Source organism: Rhodovibrio salinarum DSM 9154, assembly GCF_000515255.1.
Lineage (GTDB): Bacteria > Pseudomonadota > Alphaproteobacteria > Kiloniellales > Rhodovibrionaceae > Rhodovibrio > Rhodovibrio salinarum.
On record NZ_KI911559.1, the window covers coordinates 847,683 to 870,553 of the forward strand.

Consider the following 22,871-nt stretch of genomic DNA (forward strand, 5'->3'; position numbering starts at 1 on the left):
GAGGCATTGGCAGAGCTTTGCAGCGCGTGCCCTCTCCGCCACAGATGAAGAGCGGCCCGCTGCTATGTACGGCGCCCGCGCAGACTCACCCGAACACGCGGCACGACAGCACGCGGACTGCCGCGCCGGTCGGATGTTACTTGGCTACGTTAGGTCAACACGTTCTCGCTGGATGGGTCGTCCATGTTCTCGTCGATGGTCGGACCGCCCCACATCTTCTCCAGATTGTAGAACGCCCGGACCTCGGGTCGGAACAGATGGACGATCACGTCACCGGCGTCGACCAGCACCCAGTCGCCACGGGTCATGCCCTCGACCGGGACCTCGCCACGGCCGGTCTGCTTGATGCGCTCGCGCAGCTTGTCCGCCATCGAGGTGACCTGGCGGCTGGAGCGCCCGCTGGCGACCACCATGTAGTCCGCCATGGCGCTCTTGCTGGCGAGTTCGATGACGACGACATTGTCTGCCTGATCGTCGTCCAGCGATGTTTTGACCAGCTCGAGCATGTCTCGGCTGGCCTCCTCGAGATGGGGCGCGTGCGTCGACGTGCCCGCTGTGCGCGCGGTTGGTATGGTTACCTCTCCACCGAACGGGATTGCTGAGCCGGGCGTCCGCCACGCACCGCCAGCCCGCCGTGCGCCAAAAACGACGCAACCGCCGGGGCCTTGGCCCGATCCGCCCTGATCCGCGACATCCCCGTTTCCGGGGGGCGGCGGGTGGGACCGGTGCGGCGGCGCGCGGCGGTCGGCAAGGGTACTGTCGTGTCCTTCAGGTTCGCCTGCAGGTCTGCCTGCGTTGGCGGTCTACGCTGCTTCGTTACCGGTTCCGGTGATGCACCGAAACCGGCCGTTAGCGGCGTTGCGCCCGGATTTCCGTCGCCGACCGCGGGTCCCTGGTCGCATGCAGGAAAACCCAGGCCGGCGGCTTGCTCTCCGCCAGTCGGCCCGACTTGCTTTCTGGCAGCCGGGCCTGACGGAAGTGCTGTGCCGCTTTTGCAGCATTCGCCCTTAAAGAATAATTGGGGCGGTCGAAAACGGCAACGGGCACGCTGCGAAATATTTGTGGCCAGTTCGCCCAACGATCGATCTGCACCAGATTGTCCGCGCCCATCAGCCAGACGAAACGCACTTCCGGGAACCGGCAGGTCAGGGCGCGCAGCGTATCCAGTGTGCGGAGCGTGCCCAGCTCCGCCTCGATCGCGGTGGCGCGCACGCGGGCGCGGCCGTTGGTCACCGCCCGGGCGCTTGCCAGGCGTTCGGCCAGCGGGGCCATGCCGGTCTTGGGTTTTAAGGGGTTCTGCGGCGAAACCAGCCACCAAACCGCATCCAGCCGCAGGCGTTGCAACGCCGTCTCTGAAATCCGCAGGTGACCGCCGTGGGCCGGATTGAAAGAGCCGCCCAACAGGCCGATCCGCTGCCCGCGCGCCGGCAGCGTCCCGCCCAGCGCCCGCGCGAGCCGTCGTGGCGTCGCCGGCCGACTGGTCAATGTCGAGGGGCCAGCGGCTGCCCAGGCGTTGCGGATGCGCCGCGGCGTCGTGTCGGAGGGGCGCCCTGCCGAGTGGGGCATCGCGCGTGCGCTCACCTAAAGGTCCTGTTCGGGGCAACGGGGTGTAAGGTCGGGAACCGCCCCGCGACCAAGAACGGGGCAGGGGACAGTTGCCCCGGCACTGGCCGGCTGTCAAATGTGAGCGGTCATTTGGCAGGCTTCAGGGCCCATTACGTTTCCAGCCGGTCCAGTTTGGCCGTGGTAAACGCTGGCACCTCGGCCTGCGCGTCCGCCGGCAGGTCGGCTTCCGTACACACGCGGTTGCGGCCCTTGTCCTTGGCCAGATAGAGCGCGCGGTCGGCACGCTGCAGCAGGTCGTCCAGCCGTTCGCCCAGTTGGTAGACGGCGATGCCGAGCGATAGCGTCACCTTGCCGTAGCGCAGGTCGGTTTTGCGGCTGGTCAGGCTGTGTTCGGCCAAGCTCTTGCGGATCTGTTCGGCGAGCACGCCGGCGCCGGCCAGCGTGGTCGACGGCAGAATCAAAGCGAACTCCTCGCCGCCATAGCGCGCCGGGGTGTCGCGCCCCTTCACCTGGTTGCGCAGGTGGCGGGCGACCAGTTTCAGCACCTCGTCGCCGACCCGGTGGCCGAAGCGGTCGTTGAACGCTTTGAAGTGATCGATGTCGACCATCACGAGCGCGACCGCCCCGCCATCCTCCAGCGCCGCCGCGCAGGCTTCGCGCAGGCGCTGATCGAACTGTTTGCGGTTGGCGATTCCGGTCAGGGGGTCGGTGAGCGCGTCCCGGCGCACGCTTTCCAGGTTCTGGCGTAGCTGTTCGATCTCCCGCTTGGAGCGGGCCAGCCGGTGTTCCAGTTCCTGGTTCTTGACCAGGATGGCGCGGGTTTCCTGGCGCAGCTGGCGCAGCACCGCCTGCACCGTCTCCGCCGTCGAGCCGCCTTCGAGCGCGCCCGACATCTGCGCCAGCTTGTGGCCGTAGGCGGTTTGATCGGCGTCGAAGTCGCCCAGCAGGCGCAGCACACGCGTCATCGCGCTTTCCAGCCCCTCGCCGGTGCTCTGCACCGTCTGGTCCAGGCGCGAGCGGGAGAAGAAGCGTTCGTAGATCTCGGCGTTGCGTTCGGGGGTGAAGGTGCCGTGGTTGGAGATCACCACGTTCAACGCCTTGACCAGTTCGGGATCGGAGCCCGCGACGTAGGCGTACCAGATGGTATAGTTCTCCGGCGTCGCTGGCACGTCGTAACGCGCCATCGCCGTCATCGCCTGTTCGGCGATCGCCCTTGCACCATCTACTTGTTCTGACCGCATTAAAGTCCCCGCGCCTGCGGCACGCTCGACTCGCAAGACCAGCTAGCCATGCGCGGGTTAGGAAATGGTTGAGGGGCCCGGCACGCGGTCGCCTAAAAATGCCAGCAGTCGGGGGCTACGCGCACGCAGCCCCCGATCGATCCTGAGCGTAGCGGCTTAGGGCCGGGTCTGCCCGGTGCCGCGGACGATGTACTTGTAACTGGTCAGTTGCTGGGCGCCGACCGGACCGCGGGCGTGCAGACGGCCGGTGGCGATGCCGATCTCCGCGCCCATGCCGAACTCGCCGCCGTCGGCGAACTGGGTGGAGGCGTTGACCATGCAGATCGCCGCGTCGACCTCGCGGCCGAAGCGCTCGGCCGCGGTCTCGTCGGATGTCAGGATCGCCTCGGTGTGGCCGGTGCCGTGGCGATTGATGTGCTGAATCGCGGCGTCCAGCCCGTCGACCGCGCCGATGGTCAGGATCGGGGCCAGGTATTCGGTGTCCCAATCCGCAGCCGTGGCCGGCGCGATTCGACTGTCGGTGGCGCACACGGCGGCGTCGCCGCGCAGTTCGCAGCCGGCGGCCGTCAGATCGTCGACGATCGGCTTGAGGTGCGTCTCCAGCGCGGCGCGGTCGAGCAGCAGCGTCTCGGTCGCCCCACAGATGCCGGGCCGGCGCAGCTTGGCGTTGTGGACGACCGCGACGGCCTGCTCGACGTCGGCGCTGGCGTGGACGTAGGTGTGGTTGATCCCTTCCAGGTGCGCCAGTACCGGCACGCGGGAATTCTCCAGCACGCGCTGGATCAGGCCCTTGCCGCCGCGCGGCACGATCAGGTCGATGTGCTCGGGCATCGCGAGCATGTAGCCGACGTTCTCCCGGTCGGCCGACGGCGGACGCTGCACGGCATCGGCCGGCAGGCCAGCACTTTCCAGACCTGCGCGCAGGCACTCCAGGATCACCCCGGAGGAGTGCCAGCTCTCCGAGCCGCCGCGCAGGATCGCGGCGTTGCCGGCTTTCAGGCACAGGCTGCCGGCGTCCGCCGTCACGTTCGGCCGGCTTTCGTAGATGATGCCGATCACGCCGATCGGGACGGAGACGCGCGCGATCTTGAGGCCGTTGGGCCGGTCCCATTCGGCCAGCGTCGCGTTCACCGGGTCCGGCAGCTGAGCGATCGTCTCCAACCCGGCGGCCATGCCCTCGATCCGCGCGTCGGTCAGCTTGAGCCGGTCGAGCAGCGCCTCCGACAGCCCTTCGGCCGCGTCGACGTCGGCCTGGTTGGCCTGCTTCAGGTCCTCCGCGCGTTGGCGCAGCGTGGCCGCGGCGGCGGTCAGGGCCGCGGTCTTCGACGCGCCGTCGGCGTTCGCCAGCGCCAGCGCGGCCGTGCGCGCCCGCGCGCCGACGTCTTGCATTTGCGTCTTGAGGTCGGAAGTGTCGTGCAGTGCCTGAACGCTCATGGCTGGGGTCGTCCGGTTTACGGGGAATGGGGCTACGGCATGTTTAGTATGCCGGCAGGTCCGATTTCACGACAACACCAGGTCGTCGCGGTGGATCAGTTCCTCGCGGCCGCGATAGCCGAGGATCTGTTCGATGTCGGTCGACTTGTGGCCGATGATCTGTCGGGCGGCATCGTCGGAGTAGGCGGTCAGGCCGCGCGCCACCTCACGGCCTTGGGGGTCGCGCACGATCACCGCGTCGCCGCGCTCGAATCGGCCGTCGACCTGCGTCACCCCGGCGGGAAGTAGCGATTTACCGGCCTGCAGTGCCGTCAGCGCGCCGGCGTCCAGCGTCACCGACCCGGCCGGTTTCAGCGTGCCGGCGATCCAGCGTTTGCGCGCTTGGCGCGGTTCGACCTGGCTGGTGAACCAGGTGCAGCGGCCGCCGTCGGCGACCGATTGCAGGGCGTGCGCGGGCCGGCCTTGGGCGATCGCCATGTGGCAGCCGGCGGCGACCGCGATCCGCGCGGCGGCCAGCTTGGTCACCATGCCGCCGGAGGAATAGCCGGGCAGGGCGTCGCCCGCCATCGCCTCGATCTCCGGTGTGATCGCGTCGACCCGTTCGATGAAGCGGGCGCTGGGATCTCGCTTGGGATCGCCGGAATACAGTCCGTCGATGTCGGAGAGGAGTACGAGGCCATCGGCGTCGATCATCGCGGCGACGCGCGCGGCGAGGCGGTCGTTGTCGCCGAAGCGGATTTCGCTGGTCGCGACCGTGTCGTTCTCGTTGATCACCGGCACCGCGCCCAGGCGCAGCAGCGTGGCCACGGTCGAGCGGGCGTTCAGGTGGCGCCGGCGTTCCTCCGTGTCGGCGAGCGTGACCAGCACCTGCGAGACGCTGAGCCCGTGGCGATGGAGCGCCTCCTGATAGGCATGGGCGAGCTGGATTTGCCCGGTCGCCGCGGCGGCCTGCTTCTCTTCCAGCCGGATCGTCTTGCGGGTCAGGCCGAGCTGGCGGCGGCCGACCGCGATCGCGCCGGAGGACACCAGAACCACCTCGGTCCCGCCGGCGGTCAGCGCCGCGACATCGTCGGCAAGTGCGTTCAGCCAGCTGCGCTTGACCCGGCCGGTCTCCTCCTCGACCAGCAAAGCGGAGCCGATCTTGACCACCACCCGCTTCATCCGGGCGAGAGCGGGCAGGCCGGTGGCCTCGTTCGATTCGGGGCTTTGGGTGGTGCTGTCGGGGGCCATCACCGGGGTTCCCGGTTGGGGGCCAGAGGGTCGAACGGCTCGGCGGCGGCTTCCGCGGCGGCTTCGCGGTCGCGTTCGATGTAGCCGTGCAGCTCGGCGAGCAGCGCGCCCACGCCGGTGCCGGCGATGCCCGAGACCTTGTGCACCGTGCGCCCGCACGCCTTGGCGAGCAGCTGCGCCTGCTCCTCTGCCAGGTCGTCGGGCAGGGCATCGACCTTGTTGAGCGCGACCACCTCCGGCTTCGACTCCAGGCCGTGGCCGTAGGCATCGATTTCGTGCCGGATCTTCTCGTACGCGGCCTCGGTATCCTCGGTCCCGTCGATCAGGTGCAACAGCACGCTGCAGCGCTCGACGTGGCCCAGGAAGCGGTCGCCCAGGCCGCGGCCGTCGGAGGCGCCCTCGATCAGGCCGGGCACGTCGGCGATCACGAAACGCTGACCGTGTGCCTCGGCGACGCCCAGGTTGGGTTGCAGGGTGGTGAAGGGGTAATCCGCGACCTTGGGCCGGGCGCGTGAGGCGGCCGACAGCAAGGTCGACTTGCCGGCGTTGGGCAGGCCGACCAGGCCGACGTCGGCGATCAGCTTGAGCCGTAGCCAGACCCAGCGCTCCTCGCCCGGCCAGCCGGAGTCGGCCCGGCGCGGCGCCTGGTTGATCGAGGACTTGTAGCGCACGTTGCCGAAGCCGCCGTCGCCGCCGCGGCACAGGACGACGCGCGCACCGTCGGCCTGCAGGTCGGCCAGCAGCGTTTCCTTGTCGTCGGCCAGGATCTGCGTGCCCACCGGCACCTCGATCACGGCGTCCTTGCCGTTGGCGCCGGTCTGGTTCTTGCCGCTGCCGTGCTGGCCGCGTTCGGCCTTGATGTGCTGGTGGTAGCGGAAGTCGATCAGGGTGTTCAGATCGTTCTTGGCGACCAGCACGACATCGCCGCCGCGCCCGCCATCGCCGCCATCGGGCCCGCCGAACTCGATGTACTTCTCGCGTCGGAACGACATGCAGCCGTTCCCGCCGTCCCCGGCCTTGGTGTAGATTTTCGCTTCGTCGAGGAACTTCATCGCTGTCGACCTACGTTCCCTCTCCATGTGCGGAGGCGGGGCCCTACCGTATCACCCGATTCCAGGTGGCGACTCCAAGCCACGTGCCCAAGAGCGCGATCCGCGGGGCACAAACACGAAAACGGGGGGAATGGCTGGCCATTCCCCCCGTCGGCATTCGAGCGCGGCTGGGACGCGCGGGTGGGTACGCGCTTACTCCGCCGCGTCGGCGACCGGCGGCACCACGGAGATCAGGGTGCGCCCGCCGGTGGTCTTGCGGAACTGCACGTGACCCTCGGTCTTGGCGAAGATCGTGTAGTCCTTGCCGATGCCGACGTTCTCACCCGGATGCCAGCGCGTGCCGCGCTGCCGGATCAGGATGTTGCCCGGGATGACGTGCTCGCCGCCAAACTTCTTGATGCCGAGCCTTTTGCCAATCGTATCGCGGCCGTTCTTGGTACTGCCGCCAGCCTTCTTGTGTGCCATGACCCGTTACTCCTCGCTCTTGCCCGACTGGCCGCCGGACTTGGCCTTGCTGCCACCGGACCCGGCCTTGGCGATCTTGCTCTGCGTACGCTGCTTGGTTGTGGCGGTCGACTTCTGCTTCGACTGCTGCGTGGTCGCCGACTGGGTCGCCTGCTTCTGGCTGCGCGCCTGAACCTTCTGGTCGGCCTGCTTGGCCTTGGCGGCATCGCCCTCGCCGGCGGTCTTGTCGCCGACCTGGATGTCGGTCACGCGCAGCAGGGTGAAGCGCTGACGGTGGCCGTTGCAGCGGCGGAAGTTCTTCCGGCGCTTCTTCTTGAAGACGTGGATCGTGCGGTTCTTGTCCTGATCCACGACCTCGGCCGCGACCTTGGCGCCGTCCAGCTTCGGGGCGCCGACCTGCGGGGCGCCGTCGCCGCCGACCATGCGCACGTCGTCGAGCGTGACGCTCTCGCCGACCTCGGCCGGGAGCTTCTCGACCTTCACAACGTCGTGCTTGGCGACCTTGTACTGCTTTCCGCCGGTCTGAATGACTGCAAACATCTGCTCGTCTCGGTCTTGTGCGACGCCTTCTTCAGCTCAAGAAGCGCCGGTTTGGTGGACGGGTCCATGTGGGTCGTAGTCTTGCCCGATGGCCCGGCTGCTCGGCGTCTCGCCGCCCATGACGCAAACGCGGCGCCCTCGTCCCGGGCCTCAATCGGCCGCGGGACGGCGCCGGCGGTCTACGCGCTGAACGGCAAGGGTGGCCAGCGCCCCGGTCACCGCCGCGTGGGCGGGCCGGCGCTTGCTCGGGCGCACCGATCACGCCCATCCTGGCTGCAGCGCCGCAAGGACGCCTCAAGATGAACGTGCGCGCGGACTATAACGACGCGCGGACGGGTGTCAACACGATCAAGGTCGCCACCGTCTCTTCCCGCGGGCACTCGGTCCGCCCGGTCGAGCGGACGGCGATCTGTCGAGACCCCGTTGCGCCGGCCGACGGCATTTGCTACGTCCCCGTCCGACATCGGCGGGCAGGTCGCCCGCCCGCGTCTGGTATGGAGGGGTGGCCGAGCGGACGAAGGCACCGGTCTCGAAAACCGGCGTACCGGTAACCCCGGTACCGTGGGTTCGAATCCCACCCCCTCCGCCACTCCGGTACAAAACTGGGCACTTCCTTTCGTAAAAAGTCGGCCTAAGCGGCGGCGCTCAAAATCGCCGCCTCAGATCCGCGTATCTCGACGGTGTCTTCGCTCACCGTGACGTTGTCTGCCAGCGTATGCACTTAGGGCTGGGACCCATAAAGGGGTTTCCCTTTGAGGCGGCGGTATGATTCCTGGTCTCCGAAGGGAGACCGGTTATGGATCAGGATTGTTTCTGGCTGAGTGATGAGCAGTTTTCGCGGCTTGAGCCTCATTTGCCGCAGGATACGCGAGGTAAGCTGCGGGTGGATGACCGGCGCGTGATCAGCGGCTGCCGCTGGAAGAGCTGCTTCTCGCCCTACCTCTACCGCAGCCGGAACGTCATCGAGCATATGTTCAATCGGCTGAATGACTTCGGCGTATCGCCACCCGCTACGATCGCCTCGCCATCACCTTCCTCGCCGCCGTCCACATAGCTGCCATCGTCAACTACTGGTTATGAGTCCCAGCGCTAAAGGACAGCCGGCCCGGTGACGTTCTTCTGATCGAGCAAGTCGACCGCCTGTCTCGCCTAACGTCCGCTGATTGGACGAAGCTCCGGGCGGAAAGCGCCGCCAAGGGCGTTTGCGTCGTCGCCCTCGATCTCCCGACCTCATACATGCTGGCCGATGCCGAGAGCTTCACGGCTCGGATGTCAGAAGCGATCAACGGAATGCTTCTCGACATGCTCGCCGCCGTCGCCGGCAGGCGCAAGGTCAGGCCAGAGCGAAGGCCGAAGGCAAATACAAGGGTCGGCCCATCGATGTGAAGCGGAATGCCGGCATCGCGAAGATGCTCGCCGAGGGGGCGTACACTCAAATTCAGGACGCCACTGGTGCGAGCCGAGCGACTATCGCGAAAATTGCCAAAATTACCCGACCTCTGATCGCGTCCTGATCGTTCGCTTTCAGTGCGAACGAATGTCTCTCTTACAGCTTGAGTTTTCATACACGCCCTGGTTGTTTAGGGTGGGTGACGGGGATGCTTCGGGAGGGGTGAATTGAGCGGGCACATCATAAGCCGGATTGTGATAGAGAATTTTCGTTCTTTTCAGAAGGAGGAAATCGCACTCTCAGCGTTCACACCACTAGTCGGGAAGAATAATGCGGGGAAATCTAACTTGCTCGCTGCCATAAGGTGGTTGATTAGCAAATCGGTGCTAAGTAAAAGCGAATACAATAAGGCTGATATCCCGATTATTGTTGAGGGAACGGTTTCAGGTGTTTCTGACGATATCATTGAGCGTCTAGACCAGGTCCATGCTAGGAAAATTAAACCTTTTGTTCACGAGCAAACGGTGACCCTTCGACGTGAGCAAAAGGTTGACGCATCCTCCGCGAAAGATATCACACTTAGCCTTTTTGATCCGACGGCAGGCACTTGGAAAGAGAACCCAAGCGGAATTGACAATGCGATCAAAGCTTTGTTTCCAGAACCAATTGTTATTGGCGCGATGGAAAATGCAGCAGACGATGTTGCGAAATTTGGTAAGTCATCTTCAATCGGCAGGTTGCTAACCGAGATTATTGAACCCATCCGAGAGGTTCACGCGAAATCCATTCGCGATGCACTTGAAAGTGTAGAAAAGTCATTCTCTGCGAACAGTGCTGAAAAAGACGATGCACTTATTGCCTTAGACGAGCGGTTGCAAAAAGAGGTAGCGAACTTCTTTCCCGGTATTGTTCCAAAGACGCACATTCCCGTGCCTGGTCTCGATGATTTTCTCAAATCGGCAACTATCAAAATTTTTGAGGATGGTTATCCGAATGAGCGAGATGCTGCCGAGATGGGGCATGGAGCACAACGATCAATACAAATGGGCTTGGTAACGTGTCTTTCTGAAGTAAGGCGTGAAAAGGAGGAGAAAAATCCTACTACTACAATGCTAATGCTCGATGAGCCGGAGTTATATCTGCATCCACAAGCTGTTGAACTTGTTCGATCCGCGCTTTCTTCTTTGAGCCAGCGCGGTTATCAGGTGCTGTTTTCCACCCATTCCGCAGACATGATCGATCGCTCAGACGCGGAGAATGTGGTCCTAGTGAGAAAAAGCGACGAGCGGGGGACGCATGTGCGAAGGAGCCTTCGTGAGGCGGTAACTACGGCAATCGCGGATGCTCCTAGCCAGTCCGAGATGCTTTTCTCACTTACGAATTCCTCAAAAATCCTCTTCACCGAGAGAGTGCTTCTGGTAGAGGGTTCGACTGAACTGCGCGTTTTTCCGCACGTTTTTCGAAAATGCAAAGGGAAAACGCTGGCTGAATTTGGCGTCGGTCTCGTCGAGATAGACGGCAGCGGCAGTCTTCAAAAAGCAAAGGCCGTGCTTGAAGCTATGGACATTCCGACAGTTGCATTGGTGGACTTGGATTACGCATTCAAAGAACCGCCATCTGATCGAGAAAAGAGATACGACGACGCTGTTAATGGTTGTCGAAAAGTGTTTGTCGACTTAGAGGCGGCGGGTGAACTTGAGCTAGGTGACGACGGGTATCCGAAAAAGTCGACAATTTGCTCGGCAAGTCGCGGCTTTGAGAAACTTGCTGAAAGCCCTGATGCACAGCCGCATATCGAAGTAATGCGGGATGTGCTGAAATCCGTTCAACTCTGGCTCTGGTCTATGGGAACGATCGAAACTCATCTTGGCCTCGAAGGGAAGAAGCCAGCACACCACGCGGCGTTCTTAAAACGTCTCGATAAAGAACGTGATTTAGCATTCATCTCCGATGAAGATGGTGTTCGGGAATTCTGCGATTGGTTGCTTAGGTAGCTGAAGCCGTCCAACCAAGAAGCTGCTACAAAACGGTATGGCCTGATGTTTGTAGCGTGTCGAAAACATATTAAATTATCAACTGATTAGGCATGCGCGTTGTTGCTCTCACACCCTCCGCCATACTTTCGGTCGTTTGTGAGTAGCCTCGGCGTGATTACGCCTCGGGCGTCTTGTCCGGCGTTTCGGTGAACGCCGCGATGGCCTGCGCGCCGGTCAGGCAGGTGCGCGTCCCGGCGAACGTGTAGTAGTCCGGCTTGTCGTCGATGAAAACTTCGGTGGTGAACGGCAGGTCCGGCGCGTCGTCGAGCAGCGCAACCGGGAGCGCCTGGAAGGTGCCGTCGAGGCTGCGCCACAGGACCGAGGTGCCGCAGTGCCTGCAGAAAAGGCGCTCGGCCCACTCGGACGAACGATAGATCTTGAGCGCGCTGGCGTCGCTAAACTGTGGGGCCTTGGCGAGGGTCACCACAAACGCCGGCCCCCCGCCCCAGCGCCGGCACATCTTGCAATGGCAGCAATGGATTTCCGGGGAGTCGATCTCGACATCGCAATGCACCGATCCGCACAAGCAGCTTGCATGATGGGTCGACATGAGGGGGCTCCTGGTTTGCGGTGGGGTGGATGCGGTGTCGGCTCTGCCACCACAGCTCGGGTCAGCGCCTGAAGACCAAGTCTATCGGTCGGTGCCGGCAGTTCAATACGCAGGGTCGCGCCCGCTGCATGAACCTCCGCGCGATCCGCAGCGATCCCGGAGGTCTCACGTCCGCCAGGCCAACAATCGGCGTTCGACCTGGCCGATCAGGAACGACAGCAGCACGCCGAGCGCGGAGAGCATCGCCACGCCGGCGAACAGACGTTCCAGGTCGTAGAGCGAGCCCGCCTGCAGGATCATTGCGCCCACCCCGTGTTCGGCGCCCAGCATCTCGGCGGCGACCAGCAGGATGATCGCGATTGCCAGGGAAATCCGGAGGCCGGAAAGGATCCCGGGTAGCGCGCCGGGCAGCACGATCTTGCGCACGATCGATAGCCAGGGCAGGTCGAAGCTCTGCGCCATCCGGATCAGCGTGCGGTCGACGTTGTCCACCGCGCCATAGGTCGAGACCACGGTGGGGGTGAAGGTGCCGAATGCGATCAGCGCGTACTTGGAGCCCTCGTCGACGCCGAACCAGATCACGAACAGCGGTAGCAGCGCGATCTTCGGGATCGGGAACAGCGCGGCCACCAGCGGGACCAGCGCGGCGCGGATGTAGGAGAACAGGCCGATCGCGACCCCGACCGCGATGCCGGCGAGCGCGCCCATGGCGCCGCCGACCGCCAGGCGCTGCAGACTGGGCAGCAGGTGGGTCCAGAGCATGCCGCTTTGCCACAGCTCGGCGAAGGTGGCGAGCACCGCGCTGGGCCGGGGGATCGTGAGCGGCGAGATGAGCCCCGCGCGGGTGCCGATCTCCAGTACGGCGAGCAGCAGGGCGAACACCACCGGGGCGATCCAGCGGATGCGTACCGGCCGGAAGCCGCCGCCGCGATAGGGCACCGGGCGGACCGCTTCGTGCCCTCCGGCGGTCGGGCGCGAATCGCGCGCGTCAGACGTTGGCGTATCTGGCGCAGCCGCTCGGTCAGTCATCCACCAGCTCCTGATCGGCGGCCATCGCTTCCGCGCGCATCAGCGCCCACAGCCGCGCCTGGATCTGATCCAGGTCGGGATCGGCCAGCCCGCGCTGGTCGAGCGGCCGGTCGATCTCGACGACCTCCCGGATCTGGCCGGGCCGGCGCGACAGGACCACCACCCGGTGGCCGACCCGTACCGCCTCGCTCAGGTTGTGGGTGACGTAGACGGCCGTGAACGGCGTGCGACCCCACAGCCGCACGAAGTCGTCCAGCAGCAGCTCGCGGGTCTGCGCGTCGAGCGCGCTCAAGGGTTCGTCCATCAGCATGATCGCCGGCTTGACCGCGAGCGCCCGGGCGATCGCCACGCGCTGCTTCATGCCGCCGGAGATCTGCTTGGGCAGCGCGTGCCGGAAGTCGGTAAGACGGGTGCGGGCCAGCACATCGTCGACCAGGGCGTTCGCCTCGCGCCGGGCGATCTTCTTGTCTTCGAGGCCGAGGCGGATGTTGCCTTCGACAGACCGCCAGGGCAGCAGCGCGAAGTCCTGGAAGACGTAGGTCAGGGGATTGAGGCTGTCCGCCGGCGGCGCGCCGATCTGCAGCACTTGGCCCACGTTGGGACGTTCCAGGCCGCCCATGAAACGCAGCAGGGTCGACTTGCCACAGCCGCTGGGCCCGATCAGGCAGACGATCTCCCCATCGCCTGCCGTCAGGGAGACGTCGCGCACCACTTCGGTGGCGCCGTAGGCGTGCGAGACGCCGTCCAGCGAAAGCCGCATCGTTGGTCCTGTCGGTCGTGTCGGGCGCTCAGGTCGTTTCGACAAAGCTGGTGTCGACCAGCTTGTCCAACGTGATGCTGCCCGGCACCAAGCCTTCCGAGGTGAACCAGGACAGTTGATCCTCGATCGAGGCCATGTTGAGGGCGGCGCCTTCGCTGATCCGCATCGCGCCGGCGCGGATGGCGGGCGCGGCCTTCTCGTAGGGGCGGTCGGCGTAGACGTATTTGTGGATCAGGCGGACCATCGCCTCCGCCGCGTCGTCGCCTTCGCTGCGATCGACCAGTGCGGCGTTGTAGTCGCGCGCACCCTTGGCGAAGGCGTCGATGAACGCCTGCGTCTTCGCGCGGTCGCCGGTCACGTTCTGCGGCGAGGTGAACGCGGTGGTCACCTGATAGTTGGGCAAGTAGTCGACGACCTCGCCGATGATCTGGACCGCCCCGCCACTGGCCAGCGCCTCGGCGATATGTGGGACGATCGACCAGGCATCGATCTGCCCGGTTTTGATCGCACCGATGACCGCGCCGATTTTCTGCAGCGGCTTGAACGAAACGTCCGCGCCTTCCGCGGCGGCGATCTGCGTGCCCATGTAGTGGAACGACGAACCGGCCTGGGTCATGCCGTAGGTCGCGCCGTCCAGCTTGCTGGGATCGGTCAAGCCGGCTTCGAAGGCCTTGTTGGAGGCCAGGATCTTCTGCCCGCTAACGCCCTTGGATTCCTCCAATGCGCCGCCGATCACCCGAATTGCACCCTTGTCCGCCAGGCTGATCAGACCGCCGGTGATCGCGGTCACGGCGTAGTCCGCATCGCGCGAGGCGATCGCGACGGCCATCGGCTGGGCGGCCTGGAAGAACTTCAGGTCGACGTCGAGCCCGGCCTCCTTGAAATAGCCCCGCTCCTGGGCAACGAAGGTGGGGGCGTGGCTGGTGAAGCGCAGCGCGGCGATCGTGGCCTTGTTCGCGCCGCGCGCGATCCCCGGCAGGCCCAGGGCCGAGATGCCTGCGGCCGCGCCCAGCCCCTGCAGCGTGCGCCGGCGGGTTAGGTCGATCATGGCGTGCTCCCCAACGTCTGTTTTGTCGTTCGATGGCCCAGGGTCTGGGCATCGGACGGCTGGGTACGCCGGCTGTGTGGTCCGGTCAAGGCGCAGGGGAGGTGCGGCTACAGCTCGATGACCCGGCCGTCGTCCAGCGCCTCCAGGCGCAGCTCGTCCTGCCGGTCCAGCATGCACGTCGACATGTGGGTCAGCGCGATCCGGCGGGCGCTCAACTCGTCGAGATGCCGCTTGAGCGTCTGGTAGTCGGTGTGGGTCGGCAGCGACCGGTCGAAGGCGTAGCACTCCACGATGAACAGGTCGGCCTGCTCGGCGAGATCAGGCAGGGCATCCACCCACTTGGTGTCGCCGGAGTAGGCGAAGGTCTTCTCCCCGTCGGTGATGCGCAGACCGAACGCCGTTATCCCCTCGCCATGGTAGACTTGCCGCGGAGTCACGGCCACGCCGCCCAGGGTCATCGACACCCCCTCTGCCCATTCGCGGAAAGTCAGGTCGAAGTGCCAGTCGCAGTTGATGCTGCCAAACAGCGCGGTGCAGGCGTCCTTGACGCGCTGCCGGATGCCCGGCGGGCCGACGATCTCCAGCGGGCGGGTGCGCTTTGCCTCGAACTGCAGGTAGAGCAGCAGGAACGGCAGGCCGCCGAAGTGGTCGCCGTGCAGATGGGTGACCGCGACCGCGTCGATGCTGTCCGGATCGGTTCCGAAACGGTGCATCGAGATCATCGCGCTGGCGCCGCAATCGACCAGCAGGCGGGTGTCGCGCCCATCGTCCGCGCGATGGGTGTCGAGCTGAAAGCAGGTGTTCAAGCGGCCACCACTGCCGAATGCGTCGCCGCAGCCGAGGACGGTCAGTCGCATAAGGGTGCCTGGGCCTCCTCGCAGGTCAGGTCGCCCGTCCGGATGCCGATGGGCGATCATCTCACTGTCGACAAACCTTGCCGAGGGTCAAGCGTTAGACAGTGACGGTGCGCACAGACGGCACAGGACGATGTGGGTTTGTCCGAGTAACGCCGACTGTCGCGCGCGGCGTCTTAATCCGGCAGGCCGGCGAGCGCGCGCACCTCGGCCGGACTGTATCCCGCTTCGCGGTAGGCGCGCAGCGATACTGCGTCGTCGCGCTTGGCGAGGCGCTTGCCCGCGTCGTCGTCGAGCAGGCGGTGGTGCGCCCACTCCGGCACCGGCAGGTCCAACAGCGCCTGCAGCACGCGGTGGACCGGGGTGGCCGGCAGCAGGTCCTCCCCGCGGGTGACCAGCGTGATCCCCTGCGCGGCGTCGTCGACCACGACGGCCAGATGGTAGCTGGTCGCGACCTCCTTACGCGCCAGCATCACGTCGCCGATCGCGCTCAAGTCCGCCTGGAAGGTGCCGTGGTGCCGGTCGGTCCACTGGGGATGGCCGACCCGTTCGTGCGCGCGCAGGTGGTCGAGGCGCAGGGAATAGGGCGTGCCGGCAGCGATCCGCGCATCGCGTTCGGTCGGGGACAGATCGCGGCAGGTGCCAGGGTAGGGTGTTCCCAGCGGGCCGTGCGGGGCCGCGCCGAGACGTTCGGCCTCCGCCTGGATGTCCTTGCGCGAGCAGAAGCAGGGGTAGATCACGCCGAGGTCGTCCAGCCGGGTAAGCGCGCGGGCGTAGGCGTCCATCCGCGTACTCTGGCGCATCACCGGCGTTTCCCAGCTCAGCCCGAGCCAGGCGAGGTCGTCGAAGATCGCCTGCTCGAACGTGTCGCGACAGCGGGCAGTGTCGATGTCCTCGATCCGCAGCAGGAAACGTCCGTGTGGTCCAGCGGCCCGCGCGCACGTCACGGCGGAATAGGCGTGGCCCAGATGCAACAGGCCGGTCGGCGAGGGGGCGAAACGCGTGACCTCGCTTCGCGGCGTTCCCACGGAACGTGGTGTGCTGTCTGGGCGCGGCGCAGCAACGGACATGGGGGTGCATCTACCCGCCGGTGCCATTAAGGTCCAGCCCCATGGACCCTGCACCGCAGCAAGATACCCGCCTGAAGGCCGCCCTGGACGCGCTGGCCGAGGCCGATCCGGCGCTGGGCCGTGCCTACGCCGCCTGCGGTCTGCCGCCGGTGCGCAAGGCTGAAGCCGGTTTCGGCGGCCTGGTCAACATGATCGCCGCCCAGCAGTTGTCGAAGCAGGCGGCCGGCGCGATCGTCCAGCGCATCCGCGAGCGCCTGGACCCGGTGACGCCGGCCGCGTTTCTGGCCCTGAGCGAGGACGACGCCCGCGCGCTTGGCCTCAGCCGGCCCAAGTACCGCTACCTGACCGGCCTGGCGGAGCAGGTGGCCTCGGGCGCGCTCGACTTCGACTGGTTGGCCGAGCAGGACGACCAGACCGTGCTCAAGCATCTGACGGCGCAGAAGGGCGTGGGCGTGTGGACGGCCGAGATCTTTCTGCTGTTTGCGTTGGAGCGGCCGGATGTCTTCCCCGCGCAGGATCTGGCATTGCAGGAGTCCGCGCGGCGTATCCATGCCCTGGACGCCCGACCGGACACCAAACAGATGCGTGACATTGCCGAGCTGTGGCGACCCTACCGCTCGGCCGCGGCGCGCTTCCTCTGGCACGCCTATCGCCATCCCGGGGCGCCGACCTGAGCCCATCGTCGCGCCCCGGAGCCCACCAGCAACCACGGGACGGAACGAAAAAACCGATGTCCGAAGACAGCATTCCCCAGATCGACGGCCCCCGCCAGCAGCCGGCCAGCGGCGGCCCGGCCCAGCAGCTGATCGTTCTGCTGCACGGCCTAGGCGCGGACGGCAACGACTTGATCCAGCTGGCCCCGATGCTGGGCCAGGCGTTCCCCGAGGCCGCCTTCGTCTCCCCGAACGCGCACCAGGACTGCGACGTTGCCCCGATGGGGCTGCAGTGGTTTTCCTTCCGGGGCGAGACCGACGCCGTGATGATCCAGGGCGCGGAAGCGGCGGCGCCGGTGGTCGACGCCTTTCTGGACCAGGAGTTGGAACGTCACGGCCTGACCCCCGATAAGCTGGCGGTGATCGGCTTTTCCCAGGGGGGCATGATGGCGCTGCATTGCGGTCTGCGCCGGGCCCAGCCGGTGGCCGCGCTGGTCGGCTTCTCGACCTTGCTGCCGGGCCCGCAGAAGCTCGACGCGGAGATCAAGAGCCGGCCGCCGGTGCTGCTCACCCACGGCGATCAGGACCAGATCATCCCGCCGCACGCCATGCCGCAGACCGAGGCGGCCCTGAAAGCCGCCGGGGTCGCGGTGGAGAGTGAGACGCGCCCCGGTCTGGGCCACGGCATCGACGAGCGCTGCCTGGAAGTCGCCAGCGCGTTCCTGCGCCGGCATCTGCTGGGAGAAGGGGGCGCCGCCACGTAACCCCCTGGCCGGCTCTCTGGTCGGCGCGGATTTCGGCGCTATTTTCTTGCAAGGCGGCAAGCACAGGCCAAGGGGTGGACAGGGACCATTGGGTGTGGCCAGAGTCCAGCACCGGTCGCGTGAACGAGGACTTTACAAGCAGATGAAGTTTTCGGGGCTCGAGACGCAAAATCTTGTACGAAGCGACGGAATGGCGTATCACGTTGCTTGTAGAGGCGCTGGCCACTCCCGGTCGCGGCGCACGGAGCACAGGAGGAGAGCGGGGCAGTGAGCGTCCCGGCGAATGCTTTCCCAGCCCTCGTGCTGAACGCGGACTTCCGTCCGCTGAGCTATTTTCCGCTGTCCATCTGGGCCTGGCAGGACGCGGTGAAGGCGGTCTTTCTCGACCGCGTCAACATCGTCAGCGAGTACGATCAGGCGATCCACTCGCCATCCTTCGAAATTCGATTACCGAGCGTCATATCGCTCAAAGAATACGTCCCCTTGAACCGAAGGCCGGCGTTCACGCGCTTCAACGTCTTCCTCCGGGACGGCTTCAAATGCCAGTATTCCGGAATTCGTCTCCCCGCCGAACAGCTCACCTTCGATCACGTCATTCCGCGCTCCCGGGGCGGACGCACTTCCTGGGAAAACGTTGTTACGGCCTCGGCGGAGATGAACCTGCTGAAGGCCAATAAGACGCCGGAGGAAGCGGGCATGAAACTCCGGCGCGCCGCGCGCCAGCCCACCGTTCACGAGCTGCAGCGCCAAGCCCGCAAGTTCCCGCCGAACTACCTCCACGAAAGCTGGCACGACTTCCTGTACTGGGACACCGAGCTGGAGGATTGACCGCGCCTGCGTCCCTTGTACCCCTATTAAGCTTGTCCTGTTTTATTAGGATTGCGTTGCCAGGGGCAGAAAGCGGGAAGTGGGTCGACCGAGCGACGCGGTGGCGGTCAGCCCGCGCGCCGGGTCACCAGCGCCCAGACCGTTCCGGCCGTCAGCAAGAGCGACAGCACGAAGTTCCAACCGGCCATCGACAGGCCGGCAAAGATGAACGCCGGTTCGTCGCAGGCGACGATCCGGTCCTGGCCGGCCAGCGCCGCCTGCAGGTCCTCGACGCGCACGTCGGATGACAGGGCTGCGCCCGAGCAGCCGGGCAGCCCCGCCCACCAGCCGTATTCGACCCCGGCGTGGTAGCCGGCGATCCCCGCCCCGGTGAGGAACGCGAGCCCGGCGGCAATGACCAAGGTAACGCGCGCATACCGGCTGAACGGGCCGAGTGCCGCGGCGAAACCGAACAGGGCCGCGGCGACATAGGGCCAGCGCTGCCAGATGCACAGCTCGCAGGGCTGCAGCCCGAAGCCGTATTGCGAGATCAGCGCGAAGGCGAGCGCGCTCACGCTCACGGCGAAGATCGCTGCGGGGACGATCCGGCTGCCCGGCGTCAGGTGGGAGAGGTCGGTCTGGTCAGACGACATATTTGATGGCCACGAAACCGCCGAACAGAAGGACGAAGAAGATCACCGTGAGCCAGCTCAGGTGCTTCTCGATCAAGGCCCGGATCGGGGGGCCGAAATACCACAAGAGGGCCGAGACGATATAGAAGCGCGCACCGCGCGACACCGCGGAGGCGATCAGGAAGGTGAACGGATTGAGCGCCAGCACGCCGCTCGTGATCGTGATCACCTTGTAGGGGAAGGGCGTCAGGCCGGCGGCCATGACGAACCAGAAGCCCCACTCCGCGTAGAACGTGCGGAAGTCCGCGAACTTGTCGGTGTAGCCGTAGAATTCCAGGACCGCCTGGCCGACCGTGTCGTACAGGTAGTAGCCGATCGCGTAGCCGAGCAGCCCGCCCAGCACGCTTGCCAGCGTGCACACGAAGGCCACCCGCCAGGCTCGTGTCCGGTCGGCGAGCACCATCGGGATGATCAGGATATCCGGCGGGATCGGAAAGACCGAACTCTCGACGAACGACACCGCCGCCAGCCCGCTCATGGCGTGCCGATGCCCGGCGATCCGGAGCGTGCGGTCATACAGGGCGCGAAGCATCGGGCGGCGGAAATCCGGAAGATGGCGGGGGATAAAGCCGCACCCGATCTACCAGTCTCGCGCGCCTGCGGCAATCGGCGCGATTGGGGGGGCGGTACGTCGGCCCCTTCGGGGTGAGATCCCCGACTGTTCAACGATCCCAACCCGGCTCGCGCGCGTCCGCACGCTCGGCTAGGATGGTCGGCAAAAAGACAGATTTCGGGGAGGTTGCGCGGCCATGACGCAGACGAGGGACGACCAGCCCAAGGAGATGGGGCGCTTCGACTATGTGATCGTCGGGGCGGGCAGCGCCGGCTGCGTGCTCGCCAACCGGCTAAGCGCGGACCCGGATGTCTCGGTGCTGCTGCTCGAGGCCGGCGGGCAGGACGACTACATCTGGATCCGGATTCCGGTCGGCTATCTCTACACCATCAACAACCCGCGCACCGACTGGTGCTTCAAGACCGAGGCCGAAGCGGGGTTGAACGGGCGCGCGCTCGGCTATCCGCGTGGCCGGGTGCTGGGCGGCTGCTCCTCGATCAACGGCATGATCTATATGCGCGGTCAGGCGCGCGACTACGATGGCTGGCGCCAGCTCGGCTGCACCGGCTGGGGCTGGGACGACGTGCTGCCGCATTTCAAGGCGCACGAGGATTTCGCCTGGGGCGCCGACGCGCTGCACGGGGCAGGCGGCGAATTGCGCGTCGAGGGCATGCGGATCTCCTGGGAAATCCTGGATGCCTTCGCGGACGCGGCCGAGCAGGCCGGCATTCCGCGCACGGCCGACTTCAACCGTGGCAGCAACGAGGGCGTGGGTTACTTCCAGGTCAATCAGCGCCGCGGTCGGCGTTGGAATGCCGCGGACGCCTTTCTGCGTCCGGCCGAGGAGCGGCCCAACCTGACGGTCCTGACCAAGGCGCAGGCGCAGCGGCTGGAGATGACTGGCAAGCGGGTTACCGGTGTGCGCTTCTGGCACGACGGGCAGGACGCGCGGGTCGACGCGGACGGCGAGGTGATTCTGGCGGCCGGATCGGTCGGCTCGCCGCAACTGCTGCAGCTCTCCGGCATCGGGCCGGGCGCGCTGCTGCGCGAGCGCGGCGTCGAGGTCCGCCACGACAACCCGAACGTGGGTGAAAACCTGCAGGACCATCTGCAGATCCGGGCGGTCTATTCGGTGGAGGGCGTGGACACGCTGAACCGGCGGGCGAACAGTTGGCTCGGCAAGGCCGGGATGGCGTTGGAGTACGCCCTGTTCAAGCGCGGGCCGATGACCATGGCGCCCAGCCAGCTCGGTTGTTTCACCCGATCGGACCCCAGCCGCGTGACACCCAACCTGGAATACCACGTACAACCGCTGTCGACCGACAAGCTGGGCGATCCGCTGCATCCCTTCCCCGGCATCACCGCGAGCGTCTGCAACCTGCGCCCGGAAAGCCGGGGGGTCGTGCGAATCCAGAACGCCGATCCGCGCAGCCACCCGTCGATCAAGCCGAACTACCTCGCCACCCCCGGCGACCGGCAGGTAGCGGCGGACGCGCTGAAGCTGACCCGCCGGATCATGGGGCAGCCCGCGATGCGGAAGTATCGACCGCAAGAGCGCAAACCGGGGCCGGAACTCGAAAGCGACGCCGAGCTCGCCCACGCGGCGGGCGATATCGGCACGACCATCTTTCACCCCGTCGGCACCTGTGCGATGGGACCGGACCCGGCGAGCAGCGTGGTGGATCCGCGCCTGGCGGTTCACGGTGTGGGCGGGTTGCGGGTGGTCGATGCCTCGATCATGCCGCGGATCACCAGCGGCAACACCAACGCGCCCACGATCATGATCGCGGAAAAGGCCGCCGCGATGATTCGCGCCGACCGCAAAGCCGGGCGGCAAGCCGCCGAGTAGGTCGACGTGCGCGATTCGCACCCGTATGCCGCGTTCGCGGGTTTGCGTACCCACAGCCGGCGGTTTATACACGGGCGGCACCGAAGCGCATTACCGTGGCGCGCTTCGGTGCCCGTGCCCCTGTGGCGGAACTGGTAGACGCGCGCGACTCAAAATCGCGTGGCCATCGGCCGTGCAGGTTCGAGTCCTGCCAGGGGCACCAACACCGACTGCTTTGCAGGCGGTTTGAAGGCGCCGTCTCGGTGCGCCTGACCCTCCTTGGGAAACGGCAGGTGTCGCTGGTTTATAAAGACAGGGGCGCGGTGTCTGTGATGTTGCCTGAGTCCTGACTCGGCCTGTTCGTTGGGTGCCGCCGCGTTAGGGAGCCTTGTCTAAGCAGGATCAGCACGAGCAGGCCCAGACCAGACCCTATTAGATACAGGTTCTTTGGCTGGTCGACCTGGATCTGTAGCTGTGGCTGGTACACTACGACACCCAGTTCGTCGTTGGGCGCGAACGGTATCGGGGAATATAGCCTGAAACCCAGGAAACGGGAGCTCTGGTTTCTGAAATCCAGCAGGCTACGGGTAACATCGAGCGTTAAGAGGCCGCCGTCCCGGAAGCTGTAGTGACTGCCGGGCGGTTCACTGACATAGCCGCTGGCGGTTTCGGTCTCGGCGGGTATGGGCAGGTGCCCTTCGCGGGTGAGGGGCGGGCCATCGAAATCGGTTACGGGGTTGGCCAGGCCGTCCCCAATATAGGAGTCGACATGGATGCGTTCTGCGTATTGCTCCGGGGATGATGGGGTCAGATCGAGAAATTCTTCTGCCAGACCATAACCGCCCAGGCGGAACGAGAGCGTCGCGGATCGGAAGGCCCTCGGGACCGTCGGGACAAAGAACTCCGTGACGGCCCTTGCGTGTTCCCCTCTCCCATCTTGTCCGCCGCCCCCGATTTCGAGCGGGTAGGTGGGCAGGGCATCGGGGTCGATAAAGGCGTCGTAATGATCGTGGTATCCCCCATAACCACTTGAGCCATCATAGTATGCGAACCACGCCTTTTCCGCCACGAGCGGTGCACGGATCACGCCGGCCTCGACGACGGAAGACCAGCCGAACAAAGCAGCAAATAAAGCGAAGCTGAGGCCGATGCGCTTCGATTTGGTACGCAGCGAGCTAGACATTAGGGATCCCATCATGCGCATGACTAAAACAGCGTTTCTGGCAGAGCATGATTTATGCCAATATAATTTATTCTAAAATTCCAGTGCTTTATGAGGTGTCCCCGAGGCATTTGTAAAAAATGCTAA

General features: G+C 65.5%; 23 protein-coding genes, 2 tRNA genes and 2 pseudogenes. 10 read left to right on the top strand and 17 right to left on the bottom strand.

Features of this window, described 5'->3' with window-relative positions:
* Nucleotides 1-149 precede the first annotated feature (149 nt).
* The 8 genes from rsfS to rplU all read right to left on the bottom strand — a co-directional run bounded on the left by rsfS (nt 150) and on the right by rplU (nt 7,528).
* On the bottom strand, nt 150-596 hold the full coding sequence (gene rsfS, locus RHOSA_RS20290; RefSeq protein ID WP_496196129.1) for a ribosome silencing factor: 447 nt from the start codon (nt 594-596) through the stop codon (nt 150-152).
* 253 nt (nt 597-849) lie between these two features.
* Nucleotides 850-1,566 (bottom strand): nicotinate-nucleotide adenylyltransferase, encoded by a 717-nt coding sequence (locus tag RHOSA_RS0103965; protein ID WP_081728439.1) that lies wholly within the window; start codon nt 1,564-1,566, stop codon nt 850-852.
* A gap of 149 nt (nt 1,567-1,715) precedes the next feature.
* Complete coding sequence (locus RHOSA_RS20295; protein WP_169816591.1) at nt 1,716-2,750, bottom strand: GGDEF domain-containing protein; 1,035 nt, start codon at nt 2,748-2,750, stop codon at nt 1,716-1,718.
* 213 nt (nt 2,751-2,963) lie between these two features.
* A complete protein-coding gene (locus RHOSA_RS0103975; RefSeq protein ID WP_027287666.1) occupies nt 2,964-4,241 on the bottom strand; it encodes a glutamate-5-semialdehyde dehydrogenase in 1,278 nt (425 codons plus the stop codon).
* Between the two features lie 66 nt (nt 4,242-4,307).
* The gene (gene proB, locus RHOSA_RS0103980) at nt 4,308-5,471 is read right to left on the bottom strand and encodes a glutamate 5-kinase (RefSeq protein WP_081728441.1); all 1,164 of its coding nucleotides are present in this window, start codon (nt 5,469-5,471) and stop codon (nt 4,308-4,310) included.
* Nucleotides 5,471-6,523, bottom strand: coding sequence for a GTPase ObgE (obgE, locus tag RHOSA_RS0103985; RefSeq protein ID WP_027287668.1), 1,053 nt, complete (start codon nt 6,521-6,523; stop codon nt 5,471-5,473). The genes proB and obgE overlap by 1 nt, the downstream gene beginning before the upstream one ends.
* 192 nt (nt 6,524-6,715) lie before the next feature.
* A complete protein-coding gene (gene rpmA / locus RHOSA_RS0103990) occupies nt 6,716-6,988 on the bottom strand; it encodes a 50S ribosomal protein L27 (protein WP_027287669.1) in 273 nt (90 codons plus the stop codon).
* Nucleotides 6,989-6,994: 6 nt separating this feature from the next.
* Nucleotides 6,995-7,528 carry a 50S ribosomal protein L21 gene (rplU, locus tag RHOSA_RS24595; RefSeq protein ID WP_081728442.1) on the bottom strand — a complete coding sequence of 178 codons (534 nt, stop codon included), beginning with the start codon at nt 7,526-7,528 and terminating at the stop codon, nt 6,995-6,997.
* 496 nt (nt 7,529-8,024) lie between these two features.
* On the opposite strand from rplU, the gene RHOSA_RS0104000 reads away from it, so the two are divergent.
* The 5 genes and pseudogenes from RHOSA_RS0104000 (at nt 8,025) to RHOSA_RS24600 (ending at nt 10,912) form a co-directional block, all read left to right on the top strand.
* A tRNA-Ser gene (locus RHOSA_RS0104000) sits at nt 8,025-8,117 on the top strand.
* Between the two features lie 207 nt (nt 8,118-8,324).
* Nucleotides 8,325-8,438, top strand: a pseudogene (locus tag RHOSA_RS26025) (transposase); the annotation flags it as partial.
* Between the two features lie 33 nt (nt 8,439-8,471).
* Nucleotides 8,472-8,608 (top strand): annotated as a pseudogene (locus RHOSA_RS26030) (IS5/IS1182 family transposase); the annotation flags it as partial.
* 60 nt (nt 8,609-8,668) lie between these two features.
* Nucleotides 8,669-8,914, top strand: coding sequence for a recombinase family protein (locus tag RHOSA_RS26035; protein ID WP_437123684.1), 246 nt, complete (start codon nt 8,669-8,671; stop codon nt 8,912-8,914).
* 231 nt (nt 8,915-9,145) lie between these two features.
* Nucleotides 9,146-10,912, top strand: coding sequence for an ATP-dependent nuclease (locus RHOSA_RS24600; protein ID WP_081728443.1), 1,767 nt, complete (start codon nt 9,146-9,148; stop codon nt 10,910-10,912).
* 157 nt (nt 10,913-11,069) lie between these two features.
* On the opposite strand, the gene RHOSA_RS0104015 is transcribed toward RHOSA_RS24600, so the two are convergent.
* From RHOSA_RS0104015 to gluQRS, 6 genes are all read right to left on the bottom strand, one after another.
* Complete coding sequence (locus RHOSA_RS0104015) at nt 11,070-11,504, bottom strand: GFA family protein (RefSeq protein WP_027287670.1); 435 nt, start codon at nt 11,502-11,504, stop codon at nt 11,070-11,072.
* A 165-nt stretch (nt 11,505-11,669) separates the two neighbouring features.
* Nucleotides 11,670-12,533: an ABC transporter permease gene (locus RHOSA_RS0104020; protein ID WP_027287671.1), complete on the bottom strand. Its 864-nt coding sequence runs from the start codon at nt 12,531-12,533 to the stop codon at nt 11,670-11,672.
* Nucleotides 12,526-13,293, bottom strand: a complete 768-nt coding sequence (locus RHOSA_RS0104025) for an ABC transporter ATP-binding protein (protein ID WP_027287672.1) — start codon at nt 13,291-13,293, stop codon at nt 12,526-12,528. The genes RHOSA_RS0104020 and RHOSA_RS0104025 overlap by 8 nt, the downstream gene beginning before the upstream one ends.
* Nucleotides 13,294-13,321: 28 nt before the next feature.
* On the bottom strand, nt 13,322-14,341 hold the full coding sequence (locus RHOSA_RS0104030) for an ABC transporter substrate-binding protein (protein WP_027287673.1): 1,020 nt from the start codon (nt 14,339-14,341) through the stop codon (nt 13,322-13,324).
* A 107-nt stretch (nt 14,342-14,448) separates the two neighbouring features.
* Complete coding sequence (locus RHOSA_RS0104035; protein ID WP_027287674.1) at nt 14,449-15,198, bottom strand: MBL fold metallo-hydrolase; 750 nt, start codon at nt 15,196-15,198, stop codon at nt 14,449-14,451.
* Nucleotides 15,199-15,371: 173 nt separating this feature from the next.
* On the bottom strand, nt 15,372-16,223 hold the full coding sequence (gene gluQRS / locus RHOSA_RS0104040) for a tRNA glutamyl-Q(34) synthetase GluQRS (RefSeq protein WP_027287675.1): 852 nt from the start codon (nt 16,221-16,223) through the stop codon (nt 15,372-15,374).
* An 83-nt stretch (nt 16,224-16,306) separates the two neighbouring features.
* Here gluQRS and RHOSA_RS0104045 point away from each other — a divergent pair, with 83 nt between their 5' ends.
* The 3 genes from RHOSA_RS0104045 (at nt 16,307) to RHOSA_RS0104055 (ending at nt 18,510) form a co-directional block, all read left to right on the top strand.
* Nucleotides 16,307-16,939, top strand: a complete 633-nt coding sequence (locus tag RHOSA_RS0104045) for a DNA-3-methyladenine glycosylase family protein (RefSeq protein ID WP_027287676.1) — start codon at nt 16,307-16,309, stop codon at nt 16,937-16,939.
* A 56-nt stretch (nt 16,940-16,995) separates the two neighbouring features.
* The gene (locus RHOSA_RS0104050; protein ID WP_027287677.1) at nt 16,996-17,682 is read left to right on the top strand and encodes an alpha/beta hydrolase; all 687 of its coding nucleotides are present in this window, start codon (nt 16,996-16,998) and stop codon (nt 17,680-17,682) included.
* Nucleotides 17,683-17,949: 267 nt separating this feature from the next.
* Complete coding sequence (locus RHOSA_RS0104055) at nt 17,950-18,510, top strand: HNH endonuclease (protein ID WP_027287678.1); 561 nt, start codon at nt 17,950-17,952, stop codon at nt 18,508-18,510.
* Nucleotides 18,511-18,617: 107 nt separating this feature from the next.
* Here the strand turns inward: RHOSA_RS0104055 and RHOSA_RS20315 are convergent, their stop codons facing one another.
* Both RHOSA_RS20315 and RHOSA_RS0104065 read right to left on the bottom strand, forming a co-directional pair.
* Entirely contained in the window at nt 18,618-19,142 is a 525-nt protein-coding gene (locus RHOSA_RS20315) for a disulfide bond formation protein B (RefSeq protein ID WP_081728446.1), read from the bottom strand.
* Nucleotides 19,132-19,713, bottom strand: a complete 582-nt coding sequence (locus tag RHOSA_RS0104065) for a YqaA family protein (protein WP_027287679.1) — start codon at nt 19,711-19,713, stop codon at nt 19,132-19,134. The genes RHOSA_RS20315 and RHOSA_RS0104065 overlap by 11 nt, the downstream gene beginning before the upstream one ends.
* A 250-nt stretch (nt 19,714-19,963) precedes the next feature.
* Between RHOSA_RS0104065 and RHOSA_RS0104070 the strand changes: the two genes are divergently transcribed.
* Both RHOSA_RS0104070 and RHOSA_RS0104075 read left to right on the top strand, forming a co-directional pair.
* Complete coding sequence (locus RHOSA_RS0104070; protein WP_027287680.1) at nt 19,964-21,583, top strand: GMC family oxidoreductase; 1,620 nt, start codon at nt 19,964-19,966, stop codon at nt 21,581-21,583.
* A 116-nt stretch (nt 21,584-21,699) separates the two neighbouring features.
* Nucleotides 21,700-21,785: transfer RNA gene (locus tag RHOSA_RS0104075), tRNA-Leu, on the top strand.
* An 81-nt stretch (nt 21,786-21,866) separates the two neighbouring features.
* On the opposite strand, the gene RHOSA_RS0104080 is transcribed toward RHOSA_RS0104075, so the two are convergent.
* Entirely contained in the window at nt 21,867-22,745 is an 879-nt protein-coding gene (locus tag RHOSA_RS0104080; RefSeq protein ID WP_156092527.1) for a hypothetical protein, read from the bottom strand.
* Between the last annotated feature and the right edge of the window lie 126 nt (nt 22,746-22,871).

Coding starts and splice junctions, on each gene's coding strand:
- RHOSA_RS0103965 (WP_081728439.1), bottom strand. CDS start 1,566: ATGCCCCACTCGGCAGGGCGCCCCTCCGACACGACGCCGCGGCGCATC.
- RHOSA_RS20295 (WP_169816591.1), bottom strand. CDS start 2,750: ATGGCGCGTTACGACGTGCCAGCGACGCCGGAGAACTATACCATCTGG.
- RHOSA_RS0103975 (WP_027287666.1), bottom strand. CDS start 4,241: ATGAGCGTTCAGGCACTGCACGACACTTCCGACCTCAAGACGCAAATG.
- proB (WP_081728441.1), bottom strand. CDS start 5,471: ATGGCCCCCGACAGCACCACCCAAAGCCCCGAATCGAACGAGGCCACC.
- obgE (WP_027287668.1), bottom strand. CDS start 6,523: ATGAAGTTCCTCGACGAAGCGAAAATCTACACCAAGGCCGGGGACGGC.
- rpmA (WP_027287669.1), bottom strand. CDS start 6,988: ATGGCACACAAGAAGGCTGGCGGCAGTACCAAGAACGGCCGCGATACG.
- rplU (WP_081728442.1), bottom strand. CDS start 7,528: ATGTTTGCAGTCATTCAGACCGGCGGAAAGCAGTACAAGGTCGCCAAG.
- RHOSA_RS0104015 (WP_027287670.1), bottom strand. CDS start 11,504: ATGTCGACCCATCATGCAAGCTGCTTGTGCGGATCGGTGCATTGCGAT.
- RHOSA_RS0104020 (WP_027287671.1), bottom strand. CDS start 12,533: ATGACTGACCGAGCGGCTGCGCCAGATACGCCAACGTCTGACGCGCGC.
- RHOSA_RS0104025 (WP_027287672.1), bottom strand. CDS start 13,293: ATGCGGCTTTCGCTGGACGGCGTCTCGCACGCCTACGGCGCCACCGAA.
- RHOSA_RS0104030 (WP_027287673.1), bottom strand. CDS start 14,341: ATGATCGACCTAACCCGCCGGCGCACGCTGCAGGGGCTGGGCGCGGCC.
- RHOSA_RS0104035 (WP_027287674.1), bottom strand. CDS start 15,198: ATGCGACTGACCGTCCTCGGCTGCGGCGACGCATTCGGCAGTGGTGGC.
- RHOSA_RS0104045 (WP_027287676.1), top strand. CDS start 16,307: ATGGACCCTGCACCGCAGCAAGATACCCGCCTGAAGGCCGCCCTGGAC.
- RHOSA_RS0104050 (WP_027287677.1), top strand. CDS start 16,996: ATGTCCGAAGACAGCATTCCCCAGATCGACGGCCCCCGCCAGCAGCCG.
- RHOSA_RS20315 (WP_081728446.1), bottom strand. CDS start 19,142: ATGTCGTCTGACCAGACCGACCTCTCCCACCTGACGCCGGGCAGCCGG.
- RHOSA_RS0104065 (WP_027287679.1), bottom strand. CDS start 19,713: ATGCTTCGCGCCCTGTATGACCGCACGCTCCGGATCGCCGGGCATCGG.
- RHOSA_RS0104070 (WP_027287680.1), top strand. CDS start 19,964: ATGGGGCGCTTCGACTATGTGATCGTCGGGGCGGGCAGCGCCGGCTGC.
- RHOSA_RS0104080 (WP_156092527.1), bottom strand. CDS start 22,745: ATGTCTAGCTCGCTGCGTACCAAATCGAAGCGCATCGGCCTCAGCTTC.